The organism is Pseudomonas sp. CYM-20-01 (genome assembly GCF_023169845.1).
GTDB lineage: Bacteria > Pseudomonadota > Gammaproteobacteria > Pseudomonadales > Pseudomonadaceae > Aquipseudomonas > Aquipseudomonas azotoformans.
Genome location: NZ_AP025169.1, coordinates 4,992,333 through 5,014,517, shown reverse-complemented (window position 1 = coordinate 5,014,517; position 22,185 = coordinate 4,992,333). Strand labels below are relative to the sequence as shown.

Sequence of the window (22,185 nt, the reverse complement as noted above, 5' to 3'; positions counted from 1 at the left end):
GCTGTCAGTCAGGGCCTTATCGGGGGCAAGTCGAACCGTCGCACCGCCCCTCCCACATTTGGAGCGCATTTCTAATGTGGGAGTGGGGCTTGCCCCCGATGGCGTCAGTCAAGGCGCCGCCTACTTCGGCCCAAGTATCTTCACCAACTTCTCCGGCGAAGGCGCCCCTTGCTGCTGCTGCAACCCCCCCTTGTCATCCAGATAGAAAATCGCCGGCGTCGCCGACAACTCCAGCTCATCCATCAACTTCATGTTGCTATCAAGCTTGGCCTCGATATCCGCCGGAATCTTGGCCAGCGCCTGCAACTTGCTGCCTTTACCGGCGGCCTCATGTTCTTCCAACGCTTTCTGCGGGTCTTTGGCGGCAAACAGCGCGGCGGATTTGCCCGGGCTGTCTTCGCGGATGATGCCAACCATGATGTGGCGCAGCTGCACTTTGCCGGCCTTTACCCACGGACGCGCCTGTTCCCAGAACATGTTGCAGTAAGGGCAGTTGGGGTCGCTGAACAGGTAGACGATGCGTGGCGCCTTGACGTCGCCGTCCTGGATCCAGCTGCTTTTTTCCATCTTGGCCCAGACTTCCTTTGCCATCGGTGCGTACACCAGTTTTTCCAGCGGCGCGCTGCTCAGGTCGTTGCCTTGGGCGTCGTACAGGTTGCCGGCGATCACGCTTTTGCCGTCGGCGGTCAGGTACAGGGCCATGCCACGGTTCTGGTAGCGGGCGGCGTAGCCAGTGAGGCCGCTGGGGGCGTCGAATTTGCCGAGGATCTTGGCGCCCTTGGCCTCGATCTGTTTGATCGGTGCGGGCCAGTCTTCGGCCTGGGCCAGGGTGGCCGCGAGTGTCAGCGGCAGCAGGGTCAGCAGGTGGCGGAGGCTTGGCATGTCGGTTTCCTTTCAGGGGCGGTGTCGAAGGGTTCCATGGCGCGGGCCAGGCTGGCCTGGGACAACTCGCCGAGGTGGCTGTTGATCAGGCGCCCATCGGCTCGGTAGAACAAGGTGGTCGGCAAGGCCATCGAGCCCACGGCCTGGCCGAGGCGGCCGCTGGCGTCGAACAGCACGTTGTCCAGCGTCAGGCCCTGGGTCGCGAGAAAGGTACTGACGCTCTGCATGCTTTCGGCCTGGTTGACGAACAGGAAGGTCACATCGGGACGTTGGTGTTGGGCACGCTCCAGCACCGGCATTTCGCGGCGGCACGGCGGGCACCAGGTGGCCCACAGGTTGATCACCAGCGGGCCGCCCTTGTAGTCGGCCAGTTGCACCACCTCGCCATTGGCATTGCGCAGGGTGATCTCCGGCAACTGCGAGCCCTTGTCATACAGGCTCAGGGACAAGCTGGTCATGCCCCAGAACACCAGGCCGGTGATCACCCCGGCGCTCAGTGGCTTGCGCAGGGCTGGGCGGCGCCAGCCGTAGGCGAGAGCGCCCAAGACCAGGGCGATCACGCCGGGCCAGGCAAGGAAGCCGCCGTCGCGCAGGTCGACCATCTGCACCCAGTCGTTGCGGTAGTCGCTCCAGTACATCAGCACAAAGCTGACGCGGGCAGCGAGCATGCCCAGCAGGAACAGGCTGAACAGCACCGATTCCGGGTTTTCACCACCACGCTTGGCCACGCGCCAACCCACCAGGGTGGCGAGAATCAGCGCGCTGATCAGCAGGATGTGATTCAGGGCGATGGCGAAGGTGCCGATGGTCAGGGTCAGCATCAGAGAGCGTCTCGGGTTTGCGTCCAGCGTTGCAGGAAAGCGGCGGCATCCACTTCGCCGGTGATGCGTTGGGCGCGGCGTTCTTCACCGTCCGGGCCGATCCACACGAAGCTCGGTGGGCCAGGCACTTTGTAGCGGCCGAGCAGCGCGCGGCTGGCGGCGTTGTCGGCGGTGACGTCCAGGCGCAGCAGGCGTACGTCTTTGAGTGCCTGCATGACTTCGGGTTTGCCGAACACCTGTTTTTCCATGATCTTGCACGACACGCACCAGTCGGCGTAGTAGTCCACCAACACCCATTGGCCTTGGGCCTTGGCGCTGTCGAGCTGGCTTTGCAGCACGGCCGGGTCGTTGATGGTCATGAAGGCATCGTGGGCGGACGCTGCGCCGGCGACCCGTGAACCGCTGTAGACCTTCAGCGGTTGCCACAGGTCGTCGCTGCCCCCCGCTGCGCCCACCACCAGCACCGCGCCCCACAGGCCCAGTACCAGGGAACCTGCGCCAAACACTTTGGCGGCCAGACCGTATTCGCGGGCCAGGGTCCAGCCGCAGTAGGCCATGATCAGCGCGAGTACGCCCCACAGGCCGATCCACAGGTTTTCGCCGACCACCGGGCGGATCATCAACACGGCGGTGCCGAGGAACAGGAAGCCGAAGATGCCCTTGAGCACGTTCATCCAGGTGCCCGGCTTGGGCAGGAAGCGGTTGCCCACGGTCACCAGCAGCAACAGCGGAATGCCGATGCCGATGCCCATGGCGAACAGGATCAGGCCACCGTGCAGCGCATTGCCGCTCTGGGCGATGTACAGCAGGGCGCCGGCCAGGGGCGCGGTCATGCACGGGCCCACCAGCAGGCCGGATAGCGCACCAAGAATCCCTGCCCCCACCAGGCTGCCGCCGCTTTGCTGGCGGCTGACGTTGTCCAGGCGGTCGCGCAGGAAGGCCGGCAGTTGCAGCTCGAAGAAGCCGAACATCGGCAGGGCAAGAACCACGAAGAGGGCGGCGAAGCTGCCGAGAATCCAAGGTGTTTGCAGCCAAGCGGCGAGGTTGCCACCCAAAAGCGCGGCCAATACGCCCAGCGCCGCATACACCAACGCCATGCACACCACGTAGCTGCTCGCCAAGGCAAAACCGCGACGCGGGCTGGCGCCACTGCCCACCACCAGGCCGGCGAGAATCGGCAACATCGGCAACGAACACGGCGCAAACGCCAGTAACAGGCCGAGGCCGAAGAATATCAACAGGCTCCAGCCCAGGCTGCGCTGTTGCAAACCGCTGGCCAGGCTCTGGTCCTGGGCTTGTGCGGTGGCGGCGACGGCGGGGTTGCCACCCAGGTCCACGGTGATCGACTGCGGCGGGTAGCACAGGCCCGCGTCGGCGCAGCCCTGCCAGCCCAGCTTGACCTGGCCGGTGGCGCCGGCGGGAATCTTCACTTCCAGGCCTTGGCGATACACTTCCTGGTCGCCGAAGAACTCGTCGGTGTGGGCCTCGCCTTTGGGCAGCACGGGCTTTTCGGCCAGGCCGTCGAATTTCATGCGCTGCTTGTACAGGTAATAGCCGTCGGCAATCTGCCAATACAACTGGGTCTCGCCACTTTCAAGACGTTCGGAGGTAAAGGTGAAGGCCTTGCCCACCGGGAGGAAATCGGGTTTGGTCTCAAACGGGTTGCCCGGCGCGGCCTGGGCCAGCCCCGCGAACAACACCAGCAGAAAGGTAAACAGATGCCGCATGGTCAGGCCTTAGTTCGATGCAAGTAGGCACACAATGTGTGGCGTTGATTAACCGATGATTAACCACGGCTATTCTAGATTGAGTGTGGGGTGTTTAGCGGCATAATCTGCGCTTAATCCGCAGCCCCTTTAATCCCCCCATCTTTCATGAAGGGTTCACCATGCACGTACTGGTCTGTGAAGACGACAAACTGATCGCCAGCGGCATTGTGGCCGGCCTCACCGCCCAGGGTTTCACCGTCGAACACGTGGCCACGGCCGGTGCCGCACGCGCGATGCTCAAGGCGGCGACGTTCGACATCATGGTGCTCGACCTGGGCCTGCCGGACGAAGACGGCCTCAAGTTGTTGCAGCAACAGCGCAGCCAGGGCCTGGAGATACCGGTGCTGATCCTGACCGCGCGGGACTCGGTGACCAACCGCGTCGACGGCCTGCAAGCCGGCGCCGATGACTACCTGCTCAAACCCTTCGACCTGCGCGAACTCGCCGCGCGCCTGCAAACCCTGTTGCGACGGGTGGCGGGGCGCAGCGTCAACCTGATCGAGCATGGCCGCCTGGCTTACGACCCCAGCAGTCGCGAAACCTTCCTGGGCGGCGAGCCCGTCGACCTGTCGCGTCGCGAACAGGCGCTGTTGCAAGCCCTGCTGCACAACAAAGGCCGGGTACTCTCCAGCGAACAGCTCAAGGACAGCGTCTACGGCTTCAACGACGAGCTGGAAAGCAACGCGCTCAACGTGCATATCCACCACCTGCGGCGCAAATTGGGCAATGGCATCGTCGAGACCGTGCGCGGCCTCGGGTATCGCCTTGGCCCGGCCGATGGAGGCGAGGACGCATCGTGAAAAGCCTGCGTCTGCGCCTGACGTTCAAGCTGGGCGCCGCCTTTGTGCTGATCTGGGCCCTGGCGGCGGCCTGGATGCTCAACGACCTGCGCAACCAGATGATGTTCTCCCTCGACCAACGCCTGGTGGCGTCGGCGCGCATGGTGGCGGGGCTGACCGAACAGATGCCGGGCCTGGCCAGTGTGAGCGGCGGCGCGCATTTCAGCGCTGAACAATTGAATGTGCCCGGCGGCATGGCCTGCCAGGTCAGTTCCCTGCGCGGGGAAATCCTGGCGCGCAGCCACACCACGCCGGATGAGGGGTTGGAGTCGCGCAAGAGCGGGTTTCGCGACCAGGTCGTCGATGGCGTGGGCTGGCGCAGTTTCACCCTGTCCCGGGGTGACCTGCTGATCACCACGGCCGATCGGCAAGTGGAGCGCGAGGCGCTGAACCTGTCGATCCTGCTGGCAGCGTCGGTGCCGGTGGGCGTGGCGATGCTGGGCTGCCTGTGCCTGTTGTGGCTGGGCATCGGCCAGAGCCTGCTGCCGCTCAACCGTATGCGTGACGCCTTGATGCGCCGCAGTGCCGACTCCCTTGAACCGCTGCAGATCCACCCGTTGCCCAGCGAACTCGAGCCGCTGCTCGACACCCAGAACCAGCTGTTGCAACGCATCGCCAAGACCATCGAGCGCGAGCGCCGCCTCACCGGTGACGCCGCCCACGAACTGCGCAGCCCGCTCACCGCGATCAAGACCCACCTGCAAGTGGCGCGCATGACCGAGGGCGCGGCCCGCGACCAGTCCCTGGCCCATGCCGAGGAGGGCGCCGACCGCCTGCATCGGACCCTGGAGCAATTGCTGTTGCTGGCCCGGGTGGAGGGCAACCTGTCGTTTGACGATGGCATGCACTCCAGTGCCGAAGAAGTAGCGCGCCTGGCGATCCAGGATGCCAATGCCGGTGACAACTCGCGCATCGACCTGATCCTGCCGGACAACCTCTCGGCCACCCCGGTGGGGATGCCGGTGGGCCTCGCTGTCGCCGCCTTGCGCAACCTGCTGGACAACGCGTTGCGCCACACGCCGACGGACACCCGGGTGGAGCTCAGCGTGTTCACCGAAGCCGATAATGTGGTGTTCCGCGTGCGTGACCACGGCAAACAGATTGCCGCCGAGGACCTGCAGTACCTGACCCAACGCTTCTGGCGCAACGGTAACAGCGAAGGCTGTGGCCTGGGCCTGGCGATTGTGCAAGCGATCGTGCAACGCTGTTCCTGCTCGTTGAAATTCGACAGTCGGCCGGATGGTTTGCGCGTCGACCTGGGCATGCCGTTGCGCTGCTGATCACTTTTCGTTCAAGTGCCAAATAGTTACCGCCCTCCTGAAGTTCAAGCCTTCAGGATGGCGGTAATTTTTTTGCGCTTGAACGGGCTGAACGACTCGGCCTGTATTGAAAAGGACGGTTCTCATGTTGGTCATCGATACCAGTTTCCCTGCCAGAGGCTTCAACGAACGCAACGGCGAGCCCGTGCGGCAGGTGATCCTGCATTACACCGCAGCGCCTTTTGGTGCCTCCCTGCGTACCCTGACTCAGGATGGGGTGAGTGCCCACTACTTGCTGCCCGACCCTGATGAGCCCGACTATCGCGCGGCGGGCTATGAAGAGCTGCGTGTCTTCCGGTTGGTGGAGGAAGACAAGCGTGCCTGGCACGCCGGGGTGAGTCATTGGGCGGGGCGCGACAACCTCAACAGCCGTTCGATTGGCATCGAGATCGTCAACCTGGCGCGGGATGACGGTGGCGTGTTCAGCTTTCCTGCCTACGCGCAGGAACAGGTCGACGTATTGATTGCGCTGGTTCGCGACATTCTTGGGCGATACCCGCAGATCGGGCCCACCGACCTCCTCGGGCATGCGGACGTGGCGTTCGGGCGCAAGAGCGATCCGGGGCCGCGCCTGCCTTGGCGGTGTCTGCATGAAGCAGGGGTGGGGGCCTGGTTTGATGAGGCGACGCGGGCGATGTATCAGCGCCGGTTTTGCCTGGGCCTGCCGCCGGAGGTCGAGGTGGAGCGGGCGTTTCAACGCTATGGCTATGCGCCGGCTAAGAATCGGCAAGGGTTTGAACAGAGGACGCGGGCGTTTCAGATGCACTTTCGGGCGCGGGATTACTGCGGGTTTCTGGATGCGGAGACCTGCGCGATTTTGTATGCACTGAACGAAAAATACCGCGGTCTATGACGCCGAACGCAGTTCCAATGTGGGAGGGGGCTTGCTCCCGATTGCAGTCTGCCAGTCACAACACCAGTGACTGATCCACTGCAATCGGGGGCAAACCCCCTCCTACATTTGGTTTTGAGTGATCAAAGGCCCTAAATCCCCTCGACGCTGGTGCGTTTCCAGAACAGGAAATCCGTGCGCATGCCCCTTGGGGCCAGACGCCAGCGGATCGGCAGTTTGGTCACCATCATCAGCGTATTGAGGGATCGAGAAATGTCAGTCGCTACCAGCCGTATCGAAGACGCCCAGGTGCATGAAACGCTTTACCAGTTCGACGAAACCCCGCTGCTGGCCCGTCAGCGCCAGCAGGAATCCAATGCCCGCAGCTACCCGCGGCGCATTCCCCTGGCACTCAAGCGTGCCAAGGGGATTTACGTGGAAGACGTCGAAGGGCGCAGCTTCATCGACTGCCTGGCGGGCGCCGGCACCCTCGCGTTGGGGCATAACCATCCGGTGGTGATCGAGGCTATTCAACAGGTGCTGGCCGATGAACTGCCCCTGCACACGCTGGACCTGACCACCCCGGTCAAGGACCAGTTCGTGCAGGACTTGTTCGGTTTGTTGCCGCCCGCGCTGGCCCGGGAAGCGAAAATCCAGTTCTGCGGCCCCACCGGCACCGATGCGGTGGAAGCTGCGTTGAAGTTGGTACGCACCGCCACCGGGCGCAGCACCGTATTGTCCTTCCAGGGCGGTTACCACGGCATGAGCCAGGGCGCCTTGAGCCTGATGGGCAGCCTGGGGCCGAAGAAACCCCTGGGCGCCTTGCTCGGCAATGGTGTGCAATTTTTGCCATACCCCTACGACTACCGTTGCCCGTTCGGCCTGGGTGGCGCGGAAGGCGTGCGGGTCAACCTGCATTATTTGGAAAACCTGCTGAATGATCCGGAGGCCGGTGTATTGCTGCCGGCGGCGGTGATTGTCGAAGTGGTGCAGGGCGAGGGCGGCGTGATTCCGGCTGACCTGGACTGGCTGCGCGGCCTGCGCCGCATCACCGAGCAGGCAGGCGTGGCGTTGATCGTCGATGAAATCCAGAGCGGTTTCGGTCGCACCGGCAAGATGTTTGCCTTTGAGCACGCCGGGATCATCCCGGATGTGGTGGTGATGTCCAAGGCCATCGGCGGCAGCTTGCCGCTGGCGGTGGTGGTGTATCGCGACTGGCTCGACACCTGGCTGCCGGGCGCCCATGCCGGGACCTTCCGTGGTAATCAGATGGCCATGGCGGCGGGTTCGGCGGTGATGCGCTACCTCAAGGATCACGACCTGGCCGGCCACGCGGCGGCCATGGGCGAGCGCCTGGGTGAACACCTGCGCATCCTGCAGCGCGACTTCCCGCACCTGGGGGATATTCGGGGCCGTGGGTTGATGCTCGGCGTGGAACTGGTCGACCCGAACGGCACGCCGGACATTCAAGGCCATCCGCCCGTGCATCGCCAATTGGCGCCGCTGGTGCAGCGTGAATGCCTCAAGCGCGGGCTGATCCTCGAACTGGGCGGTCGGCACGGCAGTGTGGTGCGCTTCCTGCCGCCATTGGTGATCACTGCCGCCGAAGTGGACCGGGTGGCGGAGATCTTCGGTCGCGCGTTGGCGGCAGCGGTCGCCAGCCTCTAATTTTTTGCCAGCCTGGTACGTTTCTACAGATATCAGGGCTGCGCACGGTGCGCAGCCAGCCTTTTAGCGATGGAGAACAGCAATGACCTCAGTATTTGACCGCGACGACATCCTGTTTCAGGTAGTGGTCAACCATGAAGAACAGTATTCCATCTGGCCCGACTACAAGGCCGTGCCGGAAGGCTGGCGCACCGTGGGCAAGAGCGGCCTGAAGAAAGAGTGCCTGGCCTATATCGAAGAAGTCTGGACCGACATGCGCCCGTTGAGCCTGCGCCAGAAGATGGATGGCACTGCGATCGCGTAAACGCCACAGATCAAAAATGTGGGAGGGGGCTTGCCCCCGATGAGGGAGTGTCAGTCGACTAATGAGTGACTGATACACCGCCATCGGGGGCAAGCCCCCTCCCACATTTTGAGCTGTGTTGCTTTCAGGTATTTTTTTCTTTGTCTAATCCGCCCGAAACCCCCGTCACCACCTTCACGCTCAAGCGTGGTGTGGCCAGGTCCAACCCCGCCTCATCCAGATGCCGTTTCAGCGACAGGTTGAACGCCCGCGACACCTCCCACTGTTTGATCGGCGCCGTCTTGAACCGCGCCCGCAGGATCGCGCTGCCCGACTCGAAACTCTCCACCCCCTGAATCTCCAACGGCGACCAGATGTTGCGGCGTTGCAGCGGGTCGTTGCGCATCTTCTGGCCGACATCGCGCATCAGCTTGATGGCGTCGTCGATTTCCATGTTGTAGGGGATCGCCACCCGGAAGATCGCGTAGCCGAACTCCCGCGAGTAGTTCTTGATGCTCTTGATCTCGCTGAACGGGATGGTGTGCACAATGCCGTCGATATCCCGCAGGCGCACAGTGCGGATGGTCAGGCCCTCCACCGTGCCCAGGTGGCCGCCCACATCCACGTAGTCGTCGATGGCCAGGGAGTCCTCGATGATGATGAACAGGCCGGTGATCAAGTCCGCCACCAGCGACTGCGCGCCGAAACCAATGGCCAGGCCGATCACACCGGCGCCCGCCAGCAGCGGCGTGACGTTCATGCCCATGTTCGCCAGGGCGACGATGGCAGCAATGATAAAGATGGTCACGAACAGCACGTTGCGGATCAACGGCATCATGGTCTGCGCCCGCGCGTTGGCCAGGCCTTTGCGCGAGCGGGTGAGGGCATGGTGGATCGCGGTGTCGCTGAGAATCCAGATCAGCCAGGCGAACAGCAAGGTCCCGGCCAGGCCGAACAGCTTGACGCTGACTTCATGGCCATCGCCTTCGGTAAAGCGGATCAGCGACAGGCCCCACACCCGCAGGCCCAACTCGATAAACGCCAGCCACACGATCAGGTGGGCCAGGGTGTAGACGAAGCTTTTCAGGCGTTCGGAATACAGCGCGTGACGCTTGTGCCCACGCTGCGGTTTGAGCGCGTGGCGACGGACCAGGCCGTTGATCACCATGCACAACACCAGCAGCACCGTACACAACAGCGACTGGCGCAACGCCGTGCTGGTATCGCCGGCAGACACGAAGGTGGCGAACAGCGAGATGCCCACCAACAGCAAGGCCGGGATGTACCAGAAGGAGCCGATGATTTCGATGGTGTCGCTGAGGGCGCGGCGCGTCAGGCGACGCGACAGCGGTTGGTTGCGGATCAGGTGGGCGATGGGCCGGCGGAAACGCAGGATGAATACACCGGTCGACAGCGCCGCCATCACATTGGCGACCGTCGCGGCGGTGTGGGACAGGTGCTGGCCCAGGGCCTGGACCAGTCGCGGGTCGCTCAAGGCCTCGCCAAAGGCGGCAAAACTGCCGATCCACCATAGCGGGCGGAACGCCTGGTGCCGCAGGATATACAGCGCGCGATGACGGTGCGGGCCGTCGAGTACCGAAAAAGCAATCACGCAGATCGCCGAGAAACAGGTGCCCACCACGAGCGCATAGGCCAGCACCATCGCCAGGGATTTGCCCAGGGACGAGGGCAGGGCGTAGCTCAGGTACACCGTGATCACCAGGGCGATCATCCACGGGCCGAGCTTGCGCAGGGCGAAGCGCACCATGTCCCAGGTGCGTGGATGTTGCGGCAATTCTTCAGGCAGGCCGAAACGTTCGCGCACCCGATGGCTGAGCCAGATCAGCGCGTAGGCCAACAGGCTCCACACGGCGAGGATCAGGGCAAAACCGAAAATGATCGGCAGCCATTCGTTGGCCGGCAGCATCAGCGCACTGAGTTCTTCCTTGGCCTGGTCGACTTCGTCGGACCAGCGTTCCAGCGGGCTGTCGGCCCCGGAGAACTGTGCCTCCAGGTTGGCCAGGGTGCCGCCGATCAACCCCAGCACGCCTTCTTCGGCGGCCGGTTGGGCCTTTTGCGTGGCGGCGCGCAGCTTTTTCAGGTCGCTCAGCAACTGGGTGCGCTGCTGGTCGTTTTCCAGGGTCTTGATCACCTCGTCCAGCGACTGCCCCAGTGGCACTTCGGCCTGGGGCTGGGTCTTGTTGGTACTGCCCAGCAAGCCGGGCAAACCCACTGCATGGGCGGGCGTGAGCGGCAGCAAGGTGAGCAGGGCGATCAAGCAATAGCAGGGCAGGGCAAACAGACGGGAAAGCACGAGGCGGTCAACCTTGGAAACGACGGGTTGAGCGAGTGTACGAGTGCAAGCGTCATTCGGCCAGTTTGGCGAGGATCTTGTACACCACGGTGCCCAGGATCAGCAGCATGCCGAGCCACATGCCGAACACGCCGAGGGGCTTGTCGCGAAAGTTGAAACCCACGGCCAGCATGATCATGCCTATCAGGATAGGAATAAGCGTGGCGTGGAAGGAGGACATGGAGATCATGGTGCGACGGCCTTGTCGGAGTGGGAATACTGACAAGTCTAGGCCGGATTGCAGAAAGTGCAGGTGATGCAGGTCAGGTATACGCAGATCTAATGTGGGAGGGGGCTTGCCTCCGATTGCAGAGGGTCAGACTACAAATATAGTCACCGATCCGCCGCCATCGGGGGCAAGCCCCCTCCCACATTTTTGACCGAGTCAGCCCAAATTATCAGGGCAGATCGTGGCTCGCGTAGAACGCCCCCAACACCTTCACCAGGTGCGCCAGGTCATGGCTGCCGCACAGTTCGCGGATGGAGTGCATGGCGAACGTCGGCAGGCCGATGTCCACGGTGCGCACGCCCAGGTGGCTGGCGGTGATCGGGCCGATGGTCGAGCCGCAGCCCATGTCGCTGCGCACCACGAAGCTCTGCACTGGTACTTCCTGGGCCATGCACAGGTGGCGGAAGAACCCGGCGGTTTCGCTGTTGGTGGCGTAGCGCTGGTTGCTGTTGACCTTGATCACCGGGCCGGCGTTGAGCTTGGGGCCGTGATTGGCGTCGTGTTTCTCGGCGTAGTTAGGGTGAACGCCGTGGGCATTGTCTGCCGACACCAATAGAGATTTCTGGATAGTGCGTACGAATTCATCACCTTCCGGCAGCAGGCGACGCAGGGTCTGCTCCAGCATCGGGCCATCGGCGCCGCATGCCGAGCAGGAACCGACTTCTTCGTGGTCGTTGCACACCAGTACGCAGGTTTCTTCGCTGTCGCTGGTGAGCAAGGCTTGCAGGCCGGCGTAGCACGACAGCAGGTTGTCCAGGCGTGCGCCGGCGATGAAGTCGCCATTCAGGCCAATGACCGCAGCGCTTTGCGTGTCATAGAAACTCAACTCGTAGTCGAGCACCACGTCGGCGTTCAGCCCATGCTCGCGCGCCAGTTGATCGGTAAGCACGGCGCGGAAGTCCACGCGCTCGTCACCGGCAAATTGCGCGAGGATCGGCGGCAGCTCGGTCTGGGCATTGATCGCCCAACCCTGGTTGGCTTCACGGTTGAGGTGAATGGCCAGGTTTGGAATGATCGCGATGGGCAGCTTGAAGTCGATCAACTGGCTTTCGACCTTGCCGTCGCGGCGGAAGGTCACGCGGCCGGCCAGGGACAGGTCGCGGTCAAACCACGGCGCCAGCAATGCACCACCATAGACTTCCACACCCAACTGCCAGAAGCCCTGGCGTTGTAGCTCAGGCTGCGGCTTGACCCGCAGGCACGGGCTGTCGGTGTGGGCGCCGACCAGGCGAATGCCGCCCTGCAGCGGCGAATGGCGGCCGAGCTTGAAGGCGATGATCGAGGAGTCGTTACGGGTCACGTAATAGCGCCCGTTGGCCTCGGTGGCCCAGGTCTCGCGCTCATCGAGACGCTGGTAACCGGCCGCTTCCAGGCGCTGGGCCAGGGCAGCAGTGGCATGAAAAGGAGTAGGGGAGGCCTTGAGGAAGTCGATCAGGCCTTGATTCAACGCTTCGCGCATAAATAGCTCCAGACAACAATGCCGCGAGTTTACCGTATTTATTCTTCAGAACGGGGCAGGGCACTCGAAACGCAAACGCTCGCCGCTCTGTGGGTGGGTGAAGCTCAGCATGCTTGCATGCAGGCACAGGCGCGGCCAGGCGGCCAGGGCTTGCTCATGGGCATACAGGCCGTCACCCAGCAGCGGGTGGCCGATGGAGAGCATGTGCACGCGCAACTGGTGCGAACGCCCGGTAATCGGTGTCAGCTCGACGCGGCACCAGTCCCCGCAACGCTCCAGCACCTTCCAGAAGGTCAGCGCATGCTTGCCGAACTCGTGGTCGACCACATGCCGGGGTTTGGTCGGTGGGTCGTAGCGCAGCGGCAAATCGATGCTGCCACTGTCCAGTTCCGGTTGGCCCCAGGCCAGGGCGGTGTAGGCTTTTTCGGTTTCACGGTCGTGAAACTGGCGAGACAGCTCGCGGTGCGTGTCGGCATCCCGCGCCAGCAGAATGATGCCCGAGGTTTCCCAGTCCAGGCGATGGACGATACGGGCTTCGGGGTAGCCGTTTTCCTGCAGGCGAGTGATCAGGCAGTCCTTGTTGTCGTCGGCGCGGCCAGGCACCGAGAGCAGCAGGGTGGGCTTGTTCACCACCAGGACGGCATCGTCCTGATACAGGATGTGGATATTGGACAGCGGCATTAAACAGCCTCGTAACAAACGCCAACGGCGGCTCGCCCACCCGGTTCCCGAAAAGGGATCAAGGTGACCGAGCCGCCGTGGCGGCCGCCTGTTCGATCAACGATCAGGCAGGGTGATATTGAGTTCCAGAATCGAGCAGCTGCCGTCATTTTCCAGGGCGACATGCACGTCATCGTTGCCGATATTGACGTACTTGCGGATCACCTCGACCAGTTCCTTCTGCAAGGCTGGCAGGTAGTCCGGCGTGCTGCGTTGGCCGCGTTCGTGCGCCACGATGATCTGTAGACGCTCTTTCGCTACCGACGCGGTACTTGGCTTTTTGTTGGCGCGAAAGAAGTCGAGAAATTTCATTGTTTAGTTGCCTCCAAAGATACGCTCGAAGAATCCCTTCTTCTTGACATCGAGGAAGCGGTGTTCCACGGTCTTGCCCAACAAGCGATCAACGGCATCGCTGTACGCCTGGCCGGCGTCGCTCTGGTCATCAAGAATCACCGGAACGCCCTGGTTGGAGGCCTTGAGGACCGCCTGGGATTCTGGGATCACGCCCAGCAGGGTCACTGCGAGGATTTCCTTCACGTCTTCAACGCCGAGCATCTCGCCGTTGCTGACGCGTTCAGGGTTGTAGCGGGTGAGCAGCAGGTGCTCCTTGATCGGGTCTTCGCCTTTCTCGGCGCGCTGGGACTTGCTGGCCAGCAGGCCGAGCATGCGGTCCGAGTCGCGTACGGAGGAGACTTCCGGGTTGGTCACCACGATGGCTTCATCGGCAAAGTACATCGCCAGGTGAGCACCGGTCTCGATACCGGCCGGCGAGTCGCAGACCACGTATTCGAAGGTTTCCTTCAGCTCGGCCAGGACTTTGCCTACGCCTTCTTTGGTCAGCGCGTCTTTGTCGCGGGTCTGGCTGGCGGCCAGCACGTACAGGTTCTCAAGGCGCTTGTCCTTGATCAGGGCCTGTTGCAGGTTGGCTTCGCCGTTGACCACATTGACGAAGTCGTACACCACACGGCGTTCGCAGCCCATGATCAGGTCGAGGTTACGCAAGCCGACGTCGAAGTCGACGATAACTGTCTTGTGGCCGCGCAGAGCGAGGCCGGTACCGATAGCGGCGCTGGTGGTGGTCTTACCCACACCACCCTTGCCGGATGTAACCACGAGAATCTTGGCCAAGGTGTTTCACCCCTAAGGAAAAAGGACTTTTCAGTCCCTGAAAAACATCTCTTGGAACTCGCTGCAGGCGGACAGCCTTGTAGGAATAAAAAATTCCTACATAAGTAATGCCGGTTTCGCTGTGCTATCAGAGTCTAGAGATGCTTGGAAAATGCGGCAGTATCCGTTAAAGACGGATGATGTTCAACACATCGCCCGACAGGTTGACCTGCACCGAAGCCCCCCACAGCGGATCACGGCGCAAATCTTCCGAAACCTTGTACTGGCCTGCGATGGACACTAGCTCAGCGGTCAACTGCTGGCAAAAAATACGGGCCTTGGTATCACCCTTTATGCCGGCGAGGGCACGTCCGCGCATCGGGCCGTATACATGGATGTTGCCATCGGCGAGAAGTTCCGCCCCCGGGCTGACCGAGGAGATCACCACAAGGTCGCCGCCCTGGGCGTAAATCTGCTGCCCGCCGCGTACGGGCGAGGTGATGATCTTTGTAGGCTTGATCGCAGGCTCGGGTGGTTTTTCCGGTTTTTTCTTCTCTTCACCGACCAATGGTTCCAGTGGACGCTCGCGTGCACCGGACGGTGGCAGTACTGGCAGTTCAATGGCGATGGCTGCCGCGATGTCTTCGATACGGCTGGCGCGAATCGCCAGGGTACGCAGGCCATGGGAGCGGCACACGCGCATCAGGCCGGGCAAATCGATGTTGCCCTGGCCGGCGGGCAGCTTGTCCAGGGCCAGCACCAGCGGGGCGTTGTTGAAGAAGTTCGGCGCCAGGGCGACCTTGGCCGCCAGCTGGCGGTCCAGGGCGTCGAGGTCGTTACGGGCGAGTTCCAGCACGGTGATGGCGAGCATGCTGCCTTTCAGCTGGAACACGGGATCTTGGTCTAGCGGTTCGGTTTGGCTCATGGTCGGCAAAAGCGGCTTGTCACGAAAAGTGTCGAGACTTATAACGAGAACACTCACCCGCCGCAAGCCGGGTCGAACCGTTGTAGAATGCGCGGCCCTTGTCTTTACCGGAATCTGTAATGGATCGCCCGCGTTTTCGAGCTGTATTTTTTCACCCGCGTTTCTGGCTGTTATGGCTGGGGCTCGGCCTGCTGTGGCTGGTCACCCAACTGCCGTACCGCGCGCTGCTGACCATCGGTCGCCTGCTGGGTGCGGGCATGTACCGCGTGGCCGGCGAACGCCGCCGTATCGCCGCACGCAACCTGGAACTGTGCTTCCCGGAAAAATCCGCCAAAGAGCGTAAACAGTTGCTCAAGGAAAACTTTGCCTCCACCGGCATCGCGTTCTTTGAAATGGCCATGAGCTGGTGGTGGTCGCGCCCGCGACTGGCGCGCCTGGCCCACGTCGAAGGCCTGGAACACCTCAAGCAGGCCCAGTTGGATGGCAAGGGCGTGATCCTCATGGCCCTGCACTTCACCACCCTGGAAATAGGCGCAGCGTTGCTGGGGCAGAAGCACACCATCGATGGCATGTACCGCGAGCACGGCAACCCGCTGTTCGACTTTATCCAGCGCCGTGGCCGCGAACGTCACAACCTCGATTCCCTCGCCGTGGAGCGCGAAGACGTGCGCGGCATGCTCAAGCTTCTGCGTGCCGGGCGTGCCATCTGGTACGCACCGGACCAGGACTATGGCGCCAAGCAAAGTATTTTCGTGCCACTGTTCGGCATCCAGGCTGCCACAGTGCCGGCTACCAGCAAGTTCGCCAAGCTGGGCAAGGCGCTGGTGGTGCCGTTCACCCAACAGCGCCTGGCCGATGGCAGCGGTTACCGCCTGGTGATCCATCCGCCGCTCACCGATTTTCCCGGTGAAAGCGATGAAGTCGACTGCCTGCGCATCAACCAATGGGTAGAAGCCTCCGTGCGTGAATGCCCCGAGCAATACCTGTGGACCCACCGCCGCTTCAAGAGCCGGCCGCCGGGTGAACCCAAGCTGTACGAAAAACGCCGCTGATAAGAACGACTTTTCCCCACATGGAGTGACGCAATGCGCCCAGCTGAACCGGTTACAGGCTTGATTCTTTCCGGCGGCGGGGCGCGAGCGGCGTATCAGGTGGGGGTATTGGCGGCGATTGCCGAGTTGCTGCCACCGGGGGCGCCTAATCCTTTTCCGGTGATCGTCGGCACCTCGGCCGGCGCTATCAATGCGGTGAGCCTGGCCAGTGGCGCCACCGACTTCACCGCCGCGATCCAACGTCTTACCGCGTTCTGGCAGGGCTTTCGCAGCCATCTGGTATTGCGCAGTGATTGGCCGGGAGTAATTCGCCAGGCGAGTCGCTTCTTTATCCACAGCCTGCTGGGCTTGGGCGCGCAAGTGCCGGTGGCACTGCTCAACAGCACGCCGCTCAAGGCGCTGCTCAAAGACAAACTGCATCTGGACGGCATCGACGAAGCGATCCGCGCCAAACACCTGCATGCGGTAGCGGTCACGGCGTTCGGCTACGAGTCCGGCCAGGCGGTGACCTTCTACCAGGGCGGTGGCACCATCGACGCCTGGCTGCGCCACCGCCGTATCGGCCTGCCGACTCAACTGACGGTCGAACACCTGCTGGCCAGCTCGGCAATCCCCTTGTTGTTCGCGCCGGTCAAACTCGACCAGGAGTACTTCGGCGACGGTGCGGTGCGGCAATCAGCACCGATCAGCCCGGCCTTGCACTTGGGGGCCAGCCGCGTGCTGGTGGTGGGTGTCAGCGGCAACCCACGAGGCAATGAACCGGCGGTGCAGCGCAGCTACACCGGTCAGGAACCGACCCTGGCGCAGATCGGTGGGCATATGCTCAACAGCACGTTCATTGACAGCCTGGAAGGCGATATCGAATTGCTCGAACGCTTGAACCAGTTCAGCCATGTCGCGCCTGGTGTGGCGGCGGTGGAGGTGCTGGTGATCGCACCCAGCCAGCCGATCGATGAGATCGCGGCGCGGCATCGCCAGGAACTGCCGGCGGCGTTGCGCTTGTTTTTGCGCGGGCCGGGGGCGACCAAGACGAGCGGGGCGGGGGTGTTGAGTTACCTGCTGTTCGAGGCGGGATATTGCAGCGAGTTGATCGAGCTGGGGCGCAAAGATGCGCTGGCCAAACGTGAGGAAATCACTCGGTTCCTAGGTCTGGCATAGATCCAAATGTGGGAGGGGGCTTGCCCCCGATAGCAGTGGGTCAGTCACTGATGTACTGACTGACACACCGCTATCGGGAGCAAGCACCCTCCCACATTTGTCTTGCAGTGGCTTTTAGAAGTGATACTTGACCAGGAAGCTCGCCGTGTCCTGGTTGGTCTTGAACGCGCCGGAATCTTCGATCCCGTACTTGTTCTTCCAGTAGTCGTATTCAAAGCCCACGTACAACTGCTTGTCGCCCCAATGCAGCGCCTTGCCCAGGTCATATTTGACCTGTGGGTTGAAGTGCAGGTTGGCGTGGTAGGTGCCACGGGCGTTCTTGTCGTTGTCCGTCACCCAGTCCATGAAACCGTCGATCAGCACATCGGAGTTGCCCACGGGGATGGTGTACGACCACACCGGGGTAATCTGCCATACACCGTCACCCGGGCGATTGCCTTCGGTCTGGCGCTGGTAGAAGTTCAACTGGAAGTAATCGAAACCGGGGATGTTCAAGTCAAAGCCAGGCCCGAGCAGGTACGACTCGTTGTCGCCTTCGCCGAACTCGTAAGTAAAGGCCAGCAATACATCTTTGATCGGTCCGAACGACAGGTCTTTATCAAAGATTTTGCCGAATGACAGGCGCGGGCTGATTTCGCCGTAATAGGTACTGGGCCCGACGTTGCCGTCTTCCTTGCCGTTGTAAAAGATGCGGTCGACGAACACAAAGTTATCACCGTACTTCCACGCATCGGCATGTTCGAACGTGACGGTTTGCTGGATCTGCGGGTTGACGGTAAAGCTCTTGCCCCACAAGTAAGTCAGGCTGTTGTTCTGCCACTGCAACAGGTCACCGGCCACGGCTTGGCCACCGGCCAGCAGGGATCCCGCCAGCATCAGGCCTTTGAACATAGGTTTCATTCGGTTGCTCCCGAGTTAAAGTTTTATGGTTTTTCTTCTACGCAGGCGCTCTGGTGTGGCGCCTTTTGGTTCGCTGCAAAAATCGTCTGTTCGGTCAGCTTTAGTGCTTTTAGCAAGAGCTGCGCCAAGGTGTTTAAAAAGCCAAAAAATCCCCGTCGGCTGCATGAGATGCAGTCGAATTCAGAGGACATTTGCGCACTTTGGCCGCAGACGGGAGGCCGGGATAAGTTGGCCTTGCAGTCAGCTTTTACATTTGCTGTTTTTTTTTGAGTCGATTCGAGCGGGCGCGGAGAATACTGGCTCCCAGGCCTGGGCTCAAGTGCGCCGTTACAGCGCGCGCGGGGCGAGAATGGGGCACGGCTTGTGACCGACCCCAGGTGAAGGGTGTGCATGTTGATGTTCCCTGTTTCGTTATTGTTTTTGTGCGAACGAAGGAATCAATGCGTAGGAGCAACGGCAGGTCGTTCAGAACCGCCGAGAATGTTGAACAGGATATTCAGCGACAACGCGCTGAGCGTGGCCATGGCGATGCCGCTGTGGGTAATCGGGCTCATCCACAGCGGCAGTTGCGCGAAGAACTCCGGGCGCACCACCGGGATCAGGCCCATGCCGATGCTTACCGCCACCAGCAATTGGTTGCGCCGGTCGGCGATATCGGCTTCCTGCAGGATCTTGATCCCGGTCGCCGCCACCATGCCGAACATGGCAATCGCCGCGCCGCCCAGCACCGCCGGTGGGATCGACGCGACCAGGTACGCCGCCTTCGGCAGCAGGCTGAGTACGATCAGAAACGCGCCGGCCATCATCGTCACCGAACGGCAGCGCACGCCGGTCATCTGTACCAGGCCGATGTTCTGCGCGAACGAAGAGTGGGTGAAGGTGTTGAAGAACCCGGCGAAGAATGACGCACCGGCATCACACAGCAGGCCGCGCCGCAGCATCTTCGGCGTGACGTCCTGCCCGGTGATCTTGCCCAGCGCGAGGAACATCCCGGTGGACTCGACAAAGATAATCACCACCACCAGGCACATCGACAGGATCGGCGCCAACTCGAATTTGGGCATGCCGAAGTGCAACGGCGTCACCACCTGCACCCACGGGGCCTGAGACAGGCCGCTGAGGTCGACCATACCGATGGCACCGCACAAGGCGTAGCCCAGGCCCATGCCGATCAGCACCGAGATGTTCACCCAGAAGCCACGCATGAATCGGTTGATCAGCAGGATGGTGGCCAGTACCAGCGCGGCAATCGCCAGGTAGACCGGTGAGCCGAAGGTTGCGGCGGCGCTGCCACCACCGGCCCAGTTCACCGCTACGGGAAACAGCGACAGGCCAATCGCGGTGATCACCGTGCCGGTCACCAACGGCGGGAAAAAGCGCACGACCTTGGACATGAACGGTGCGATCAGCATGCCGAAGAACCCGGCAGCGATGGTCGCACCGAAGATGCCCTGCAAGCCGATACCGGGCATGCCAGCCATGGCGACCATGCTGCCGACAGCGGCAAAACTGGCGCCCATCATCACCGGCATGCGGATGCCCACCGGGCCGATGCCGAACGACTGCACCAGGGTGGCGATGCCGGCCACCAGCAGGTCGGCGTTGATCAGAAAGGCGATTTCTTCACGGCTGAGGCCTGCGGCCTGGCCAATGATCAAAGGCACGGCGACGGCGCCGCCGTACATCAGCAAGACGTGTTGCAGGCCTACCAGAATCAGTTGCAAGAGGGGCAGCCGCACCAGGGCGGGCGCGGCAGGAATCTGCGGTTCGGCTAACTCGGTCATGCAACACCTCGGATCTTTTTTATTGTTGTGTTGTTCGGCATTCAATTGCCGGGTGGAGCTCAATCTTCAAAACACTGGAGACCCTTGTGGGAGGGGGCTTGCCCCCGATTGCAGTGGTTCAGTCACTGATGCGTTGAATGACACACTGCCATCGGGGGCAAGCCCCCTCCCACATTTGGATCTGCATCAGGCTGTCAGTTTGTGCGGGCTCCTTGATTGATCCAGGTGCCAATCAAATCCCGCTCCTGCTGGGTCATCTGGGTGATGTTGCCCAACGGCATGATCTGGCTCGCCACGGCCTGCGCCTGGATGCGCGCCGCCTGTTGCTGGATCTGCGCCGGGGTGTCGAACATCACGCCAGCGGGTGCGGTGCTGAACAGCGGGCTGGTAGGCTTGGCCGAGTGACACACGGCGCAGCGTTCCTGGATCACCCCGTGGACCTTGTCGAAATCAATCGTCGCCTGGGCCGGCGCCGGTTCAGCGGCGGGTGCTGCAGGCGCTGCCGGTTTCAAGCCACCGCCCAGTGCGGTTTCCGGCAATGGTTGGTACTCGATGGCCGCGGGGGCCTTGGCCACTTCGGCCACCGGCTTGGGGCCGGTCACGTAGGCCAGGCTGATCATCGCCAACGCACCCACCGGCAACGTCCACGCATACTTCTGGCTGTTATGCCGGGTGTTGAAGTAGTGACGCACCAACACCGCCGCCACCGCGATACCGGCCAGGATCAGCCAGTTGTATTGGCTGCCGTAGGTGCTCGGGAAGTGGTTGCTGATCATGATGAACAGCACGGGCAAGGTGAAGTAGTTGTTATGACGCGAACGCAGCAGGCCTTTGGCGGGCAGTGCCGGGTCCGGCGTGCGGTTTTCCGCAATCGCCGCCACCAGTGCACGTTGCGCCGGCATGATGATGCGGAACACGTTGCCCACCATGATGGTGCCGATCACTGCACCCACGTGCAGGTACGCACCCCGCCCACTGAACACTTTGCTGAACCCGTACGCGGCGGCGATCAACAGCACGAACAGAATGAAACCGAGCAGGGCAGGGCGCTTGCCCAGGGCCGAGTCGCAGAGGAAGGAGTAGATGAACCAGCCGGCGAACAGTGAGCCAATGCCCAGCAATACGCCTTCCGGACCACTGAGGCTGCTGCCCGGGGCCAGCAGGTACAAGGTCGGGTTCCAGTAGAACACCACGCACAGCAGCGCGATGCCCGACATCCAGGTGAAATAGGCTTCCCATTTGAACCAGTGCAGGTTGTCCGGCATGGTCGGCGGGGCCAGTTTGTATTTTTCCAGGTGATAGATACCGCCACCGTGGATTGCCCACAAGTCGCCGGCCAGGCCGCTCTTGGGGTTGACGCGATTGAGGTTGTTTTCCAGCCAGACGAAGTAGAAAGAAGCGCCGATCCACGCGACGCCCGTGATCATGTGAACCCAGCGCACGCTCAGGTTCAGCCATTCCATCAAATGTGCTTCCACAGTCTTTACCTCTCGCCTGTCACCCTTGTTGTCGGGTGATCAGACCTTCTCTTATTGGTGGGGGGCGAGGATCAACCGCTCATCCTCTTTGAAAAAATGCTCATCGCAGTTATTGCCTGTGCCACTGCGATCAACCACCAGGAAGTCATCCCGCTTTTCGATCGTCAGCACCGGGTGGTGCCAGACGCCGCGATGGTAATTAATGCCCTGCCTGCCGTTGGTGACGAAGGCGCGGACCAAGCCCGATACAGGTGCATCGCCAAGTGGCGCGACCACGATCAGAAAGGGGTTGCCGAGCAGCGGAATGAAAGCCTGGCTGCCCAGCGGGTGTCGTTCCAGCATGCACACGGTCAGCGGCATGTCCTGCGCGTCGGCGCGGAAGATGCTGATGATCGCGTTGTCTTCCGGCGTTGCGGTTTCCACCGTTGCCAGTTTGTGAAAGCGCATGGTCGACCCGTTGTTGATCATGAAGTGATCGCTGCCATCGGTTTCGATAACGTCTCCGAAAGGGGCGAAGGCTTCTTTGGTCAGGGGTTCGATCACTAGTGTGCGCATGGCTGTCTTCTTATCCGAATTTTGTGTTGTTTGTTCTGCCGCCATCGCGGGC

At 62.0% G+C, this 22,185-nt stretch carries 22 protein-coding genes; 7 read left to right on the top strand and 15 right to left on the bottom strand.

All coding sequences use genetic code 11. The features are described 5' to 3' along the window. Positions 1-120: 120 nt before the first annotated feature. Genes dsbG through dsbD form a run of 3 tightly spaced genes read right to left on the bottom strand, consistent with a single transcriptional unit; the run spans position 121 to position 3,430 of the window. Positions 121-882 (bottom strand): thiol:disulfide interchange protein DsbG, encoded by a 762-nt coding sequence (gene dsbG, locus M2497_RS22675; protein ID WP_248483357.1) that lies wholly within the window; start codon positions 880-882, stop codon positions 121-123. Further along, the gene (locus tag M2497_RS22670; protein ID WP_058424658.1) at positions 858-1,703 is read right to left on the bottom strand and encodes a TlpA disulfide reductase family protein; all 846 of its coding nucleotides are present in this window, start codon (positions 1,701-1,703) and stop codon (positions 858-860) included. The genes dsbG and M2497_RS22670 overlap by 25 nt, the downstream gene beginning before the upstream one ends. Continuing rightward, positions 1,703-3,430, bottom strand: a complete 1,728-nt coding sequence (dsbD, locus tag M2497_RS22665; RefSeq protein ID WP_248483355.1) for a protein-disulfide reductase DsbD — start codon at positions 3,428-3,430, stop codon at positions 1,703-1,705. The genes M2497_RS22670 and dsbD overlap by 1 nt, the downstream gene beginning before the upstream one ends. A 161-nt stretch (positions 3,431-3,591) precedes the next feature. Here dsbD and M2497_RS22660 point away from each other — a divergent pair, with 161 nt between their 5' ends. The 5 genes from M2497_RS22660 (at position 3,592) to M2497_RS22640 (ending at position 8,434) form a co-directional block, all read left to right on the top strand. Beyond that, a complete protein-coding gene (locus tag M2497_RS22660; protein WP_028617287.1) occupies positions 3,592-4,272 on the top strand; it encodes a response regulator in 681 nt (226 codons plus the stop codon). After that, positions 4,269-5,591 carry an ATP-binding protein gene (locus tag M2497_RS22655; protein ID WP_248483353.1) on the top strand — a complete coding sequence of 441 codons (1,323 nt, stop codon included), beginning with the start codon at positions 4,269-4,271 and terminating at the stop codon, positions 5,589-5,591. The genes M2497_RS22660 and M2497_RS22655 overlap by 4 nt, the downstream gene beginning before the upstream one ends. Positions 5,592-5,715: 124 nt before the next feature. Further along, positions 5,716-6,483 (top strand): N-acetylmuramoyl-L-alanine amidase, encoded by a 768-nt coding sequence (locus M2497_RS22650; protein WP_248483351.1) that lies wholly within the window; start codon positions 5,716-5,718, stop codon positions 6,481-6,483. Positions 6,484-6,735: 252 nt separating this feature from the next. Beyond that, positions 6,736-8,130, top strand: a complete 1,395-nt coding sequence (locus tag M2497_RS22645; RefSeq protein WP_248483348.1) for an aspartate aminotransferase family protein — start codon at positions 6,736-6,738, stop codon at positions 8,128-8,130. 82 nt (positions 8,131-8,212) lie between these two features. Next, on the top strand, positions 8,213-8,434 hold the full coding sequence (locus tag M2497_RS22640; RefSeq protein ID WP_071492739.1) for an MbtH family protein: 222 nt from the start codon (positions 8,213-8,215) through the stop codon (positions 8,432-8,434). Positions 8,435-8,558: 124 nt separating this feature from the next. Here the strand turns inward: M2497_RS22640 and M2497_RS22635 are convergent, their stop codons facing one another. The 7 genes from M2497_RS22635 to minC all read right to left on the bottom strand — a co-directional run bounded on the left by M2497_RS22635 (position 8,559) and on the right by minC (position 15,206). Further along, positions 8,559-10,727: a mechanosensitive ion channel domain-containing protein gene (locus M2497_RS22635; protein ID WP_248483346.1), complete on the bottom strand. Its 2,169-nt coding sequence runs from the start codon at positions 10,725-10,727 to the stop codon at positions 8,559-8,561. A gap of 52 nt (positions 10,728-10,779) precedes the next feature. After that, a complete protein-coding gene (locus tag M2497_RS22630) occupies positions 10,780-10,956 on the bottom strand; it encodes a hypothetical protein (RefSeq protein ID WP_248483344.1) in 177 nt (58 codons plus the stop codon). A gap of 208 nt (positions 10,957-11,164) precedes the next feature. Further along, the gene (locus M2497_RS22625) at positions 11,165-12,454 is read right to left on the bottom strand and encodes a M18 family aminopeptidase (RefSeq protein WP_248483342.1); all 1,290 of its coding nucleotides are present in this window, start codon (positions 12,452-12,454) and stop codon (positions 11,165-11,167) included. Between the two features lie 45 nt (positions 12,455-12,499). Beyond that, the gene (locus tag M2497_RS22620) at positions 12,500-13,135 is read right to left on the bottom strand and encodes an RluA family pseudouridine synthase (protein WP_010208822.1); all 636 of its coding nucleotides are present in this window, start codon (positions 13,133-13,135) and stop codon (positions 12,500-12,502) included. 96 nt (positions 13,136-13,231) lie between these two features. After that, a complete protein-coding gene (gene minE / locus M2497_RS22615; RefSeq protein WP_003175252.1) occupies positions 13,232-13,486 on the bottom strand; it encodes a cell division topological specificity factor MinE in 255 nt (84 codons plus the stop codon). A 3-nt stretch (positions 13,487-13,489) separates the two neighbouring features. Further along, positions 13,490-14,302 carry a septum site-determining protein MinD gene (gene minD, locus M2497_RS22610; RefSeq protein WP_003209098.1) on the bottom strand — a complete coding sequence of 271 codons (813 nt, stop codon included), beginning with the start codon at positions 14,300-14,302 and terminating at the stop codon, positions 13,490-13,492. A 166-nt stretch (positions 14,303-14,468) separates the two neighbouring features. Further along, positions 14,469-15,206 (bottom strand): septum site-determining protein MinC, encoded by a 738-nt coding sequence (minC, locus tag M2497_RS22605; RefSeq protein WP_248483340.1) that lies wholly within the window; start codon positions 15,204-15,206, stop codon positions 14,469-14,471. 119 nt (positions 15,207-15,325) lie between these two features. On the opposite strand from minC, the gene M2497_RS22600 reads away from it, so the two are divergent. Further along, entirely contained in the window at positions 15,326-16,258 is a 933-nt protein-coding gene (locus M2497_RS22600) for a lipid A biosynthesis lauroyl acyltransferase (protein ID WP_248483338.1), read from the top strand. Between the two features lie 33 nt (positions 16,259-16,291). Next, a complete protein-coding gene (locus tag M2497_RS22595) occupies positions 16,292-17,416 on the top strand; it encodes a patatin-like phospholipase family protein (RefSeq protein WP_248483336.1) in 1,125 nt (374 codons plus the stop codon). Positions 17,417-17,530: 114 nt separating this feature from the next. Here M2497_RS22595 and M2497_RS22590 read toward each other — a convergent pair whose 3' ends face one another. The 5 genes from M2497_RS22590 to M2497_RS22570 form a co-directional block, all read right to left on the bottom strand. Beyond that, positions 17,531-18,316, bottom strand: a complete 786-nt coding sequence (locus tag M2497_RS22590) for an outer membrane protein OmpK (protein WP_058424647.1) — start codon at positions 18,314-18,316, stop codon at positions 17,531-17,533. Positions 18,317-18,339: 23 nt separating this feature from the next. Beyond that, a complete protein-coding gene (locus M2497_RS22585) occupies positions 18,340-18,507 on the bottom strand; it encodes a hypothetical protein (protein WP_156790787.1) in 168 nt (55 codons plus the stop codon). Between the two features lie 246 nt (positions 18,508-18,753). Next, positions 18,754-20,100 (bottom strand): nucleobase:cation symporter-2 family protein, encoded by a 1,347-nt coding sequence (locus M2497_RS22580; RefSeq protein ID WP_248483334.1) that lies wholly within the window; start codon positions 20,098-20,100, stop codon positions 18,754-18,756. Positions 20,101-20,294: 194 nt separating this feature from the next. Next, positions 20,295-21,578, bottom strand: coding sequence for a urate hydroxylase PuuD (locus M2497_RS22575; protein WP_071492744.1), 1,284 nt, complete (start codon positions 21,576-21,578; stop codon positions 20,295-20,297). A gap of 51 nt (positions 21,579-21,629) precedes the next feature. Next, positions 21,630-22,133: an ureidoglycolate lyase gene (locus M2497_RS22570; protein WP_071492745.1), complete on the bottom strand. Its 504-nt coding sequence runs from the start codon at positions 22,131-22,133 to the stop codon at positions 21,630-21,632. Between the last annotated feature and the right edge of the window lie 52 nt (positions 22,134-22,185).

What these genes read in the sequence shown, in the direction of transcription:
- dsbG (WP_248483357.1), bottom strand. Translation starts at nt 882, where the DNA reads ATGCCAAGCCTCCGCCACCTGCTGACCCTGCTGCCGCTGACACTCGCG.
- M2497_RS22670 (WP_058424658.1), bottom strand. Translation starts at nt 1,703, where the DNA reads ATGCTGACCCTGACCATCGGCACCTTCGCCATCGCCCTGAATCACATC.
- dsbD (WP_248483355.1), bottom strand. Translation starts at nt 3,430, where the DNA reads ATGCGGCATCTGTTTACCTTTCTGCTGGTGTTGTTCGCGGGGCTGGCC.
- M2497_RS22660 (WP_028617287.1), top strand. Translation starts at nt 3,592, where the DNA reads ATGCACGTACTGGTCTGTGAAGACGACAAACTGATCGCCAGCGGCATT.
- M2497_RS22650 (WP_248483351.1), top strand. Translation starts at nt 5,716, where the DNA reads ATGTTGGTCATCGATACCAGTTTCCCTGCCAGAGGCTTCAACGAACGC.
- M2497_RS22645 (WP_248483348.1), top strand. Translation starts at nt 6,736, where the DNA reads ATGTCAGTCGCTACCAGCCGTATCGAAGACGCCCAGGTGCATGAAACG.
- M2497_RS22640 (WP_071492739.1), top strand. Translation starts at nt 8,213, where the DNA reads ATGACCTCAGTATTTGACCGCGACGACATCCTGTTTCAGGTAGTGGTC.
- M2497_RS22630 (WP_248483344.1), bottom strand. Translation starts at nt 10,956, where the DNA reads ATGATCTCCATGTCCTCCTTCCACGCCACGCTTATTCCTATCCTGATA.
- M2497_RS22625 (WP_248483342.1), bottom strand. Translation starts at nt 12,454, where the DNA reads ATGCGCGAAGCGTTGAATCAAGGCCTGATCGACTTCCTCAAGGCCTCC.
- M2497_RS22620 (WP_010208822.1), bottom strand. Translation starts at nt 13,135, where the DNA reads ATGCCGCTGTCCAATATCCACATCCTGTATCAGGACGATGCCGTCCTG.
- minE (WP_003175252.1), bottom strand. Translation starts at nt 13,486, where the DNA reads ATGAAATTTCTCGACTTCTTTCGCGCCAACAAAAAGCCAAGTACCGCG.
- minC (WP_248483340.1), bottom strand. Translation starts at nt 15,206, where the DNA reads ATGAGCCAAACCGAACCGCTAGACCAAGATCCCGTGTTCCAGCTGAAA.
- M2497_RS22600 (WP_248483338.1), top strand. Translation starts at nt 15,326, where the DNA reads ATGGATCGCCCGCGTTTTCGAGCTGTATTTTTTCACCCGCGTTTCTGG.
- M2497_RS22595 (WP_248483336.1), top strand. Translation starts at nt 16,292, where the DNA reads ATGCGCCCAGCTGAACCGGTTACAGGCTTGATTCTTTCCGGCGGCGGG.
- M2497_RS22590 (WP_058424647.1), bottom strand. Translation starts at nt 18,316, where the DNA reads ATGAAACCTATGTTCAAAGGCCTGATGCTGGCGGGATCCCTGCTGGCC.
- M2497_RS22585 (WP_156790787.1), bottom strand. Translation starts at nt 18,507, where the DNA reads ATGTCCTCTGAATTCGACTGCATCTCATGCAGCCGACGGGGATTTTTT.
- M2497_RS22580 (WP_248483334.1), bottom strand. Translation starts at nt 20,100, where the DNA reads ATGACCGAGTTAGCCGAACCGCAGATTCCTGCCGCGCCCGCCCTGGTG.
- M2497_RS22570 (WP_071492745.1), bottom strand. Translation starts at nt 22,133, where the DNA reads ATGCGCACACTAGTGATCGAACCCCTGACCAAAGAAGCCTTCGCCCCT.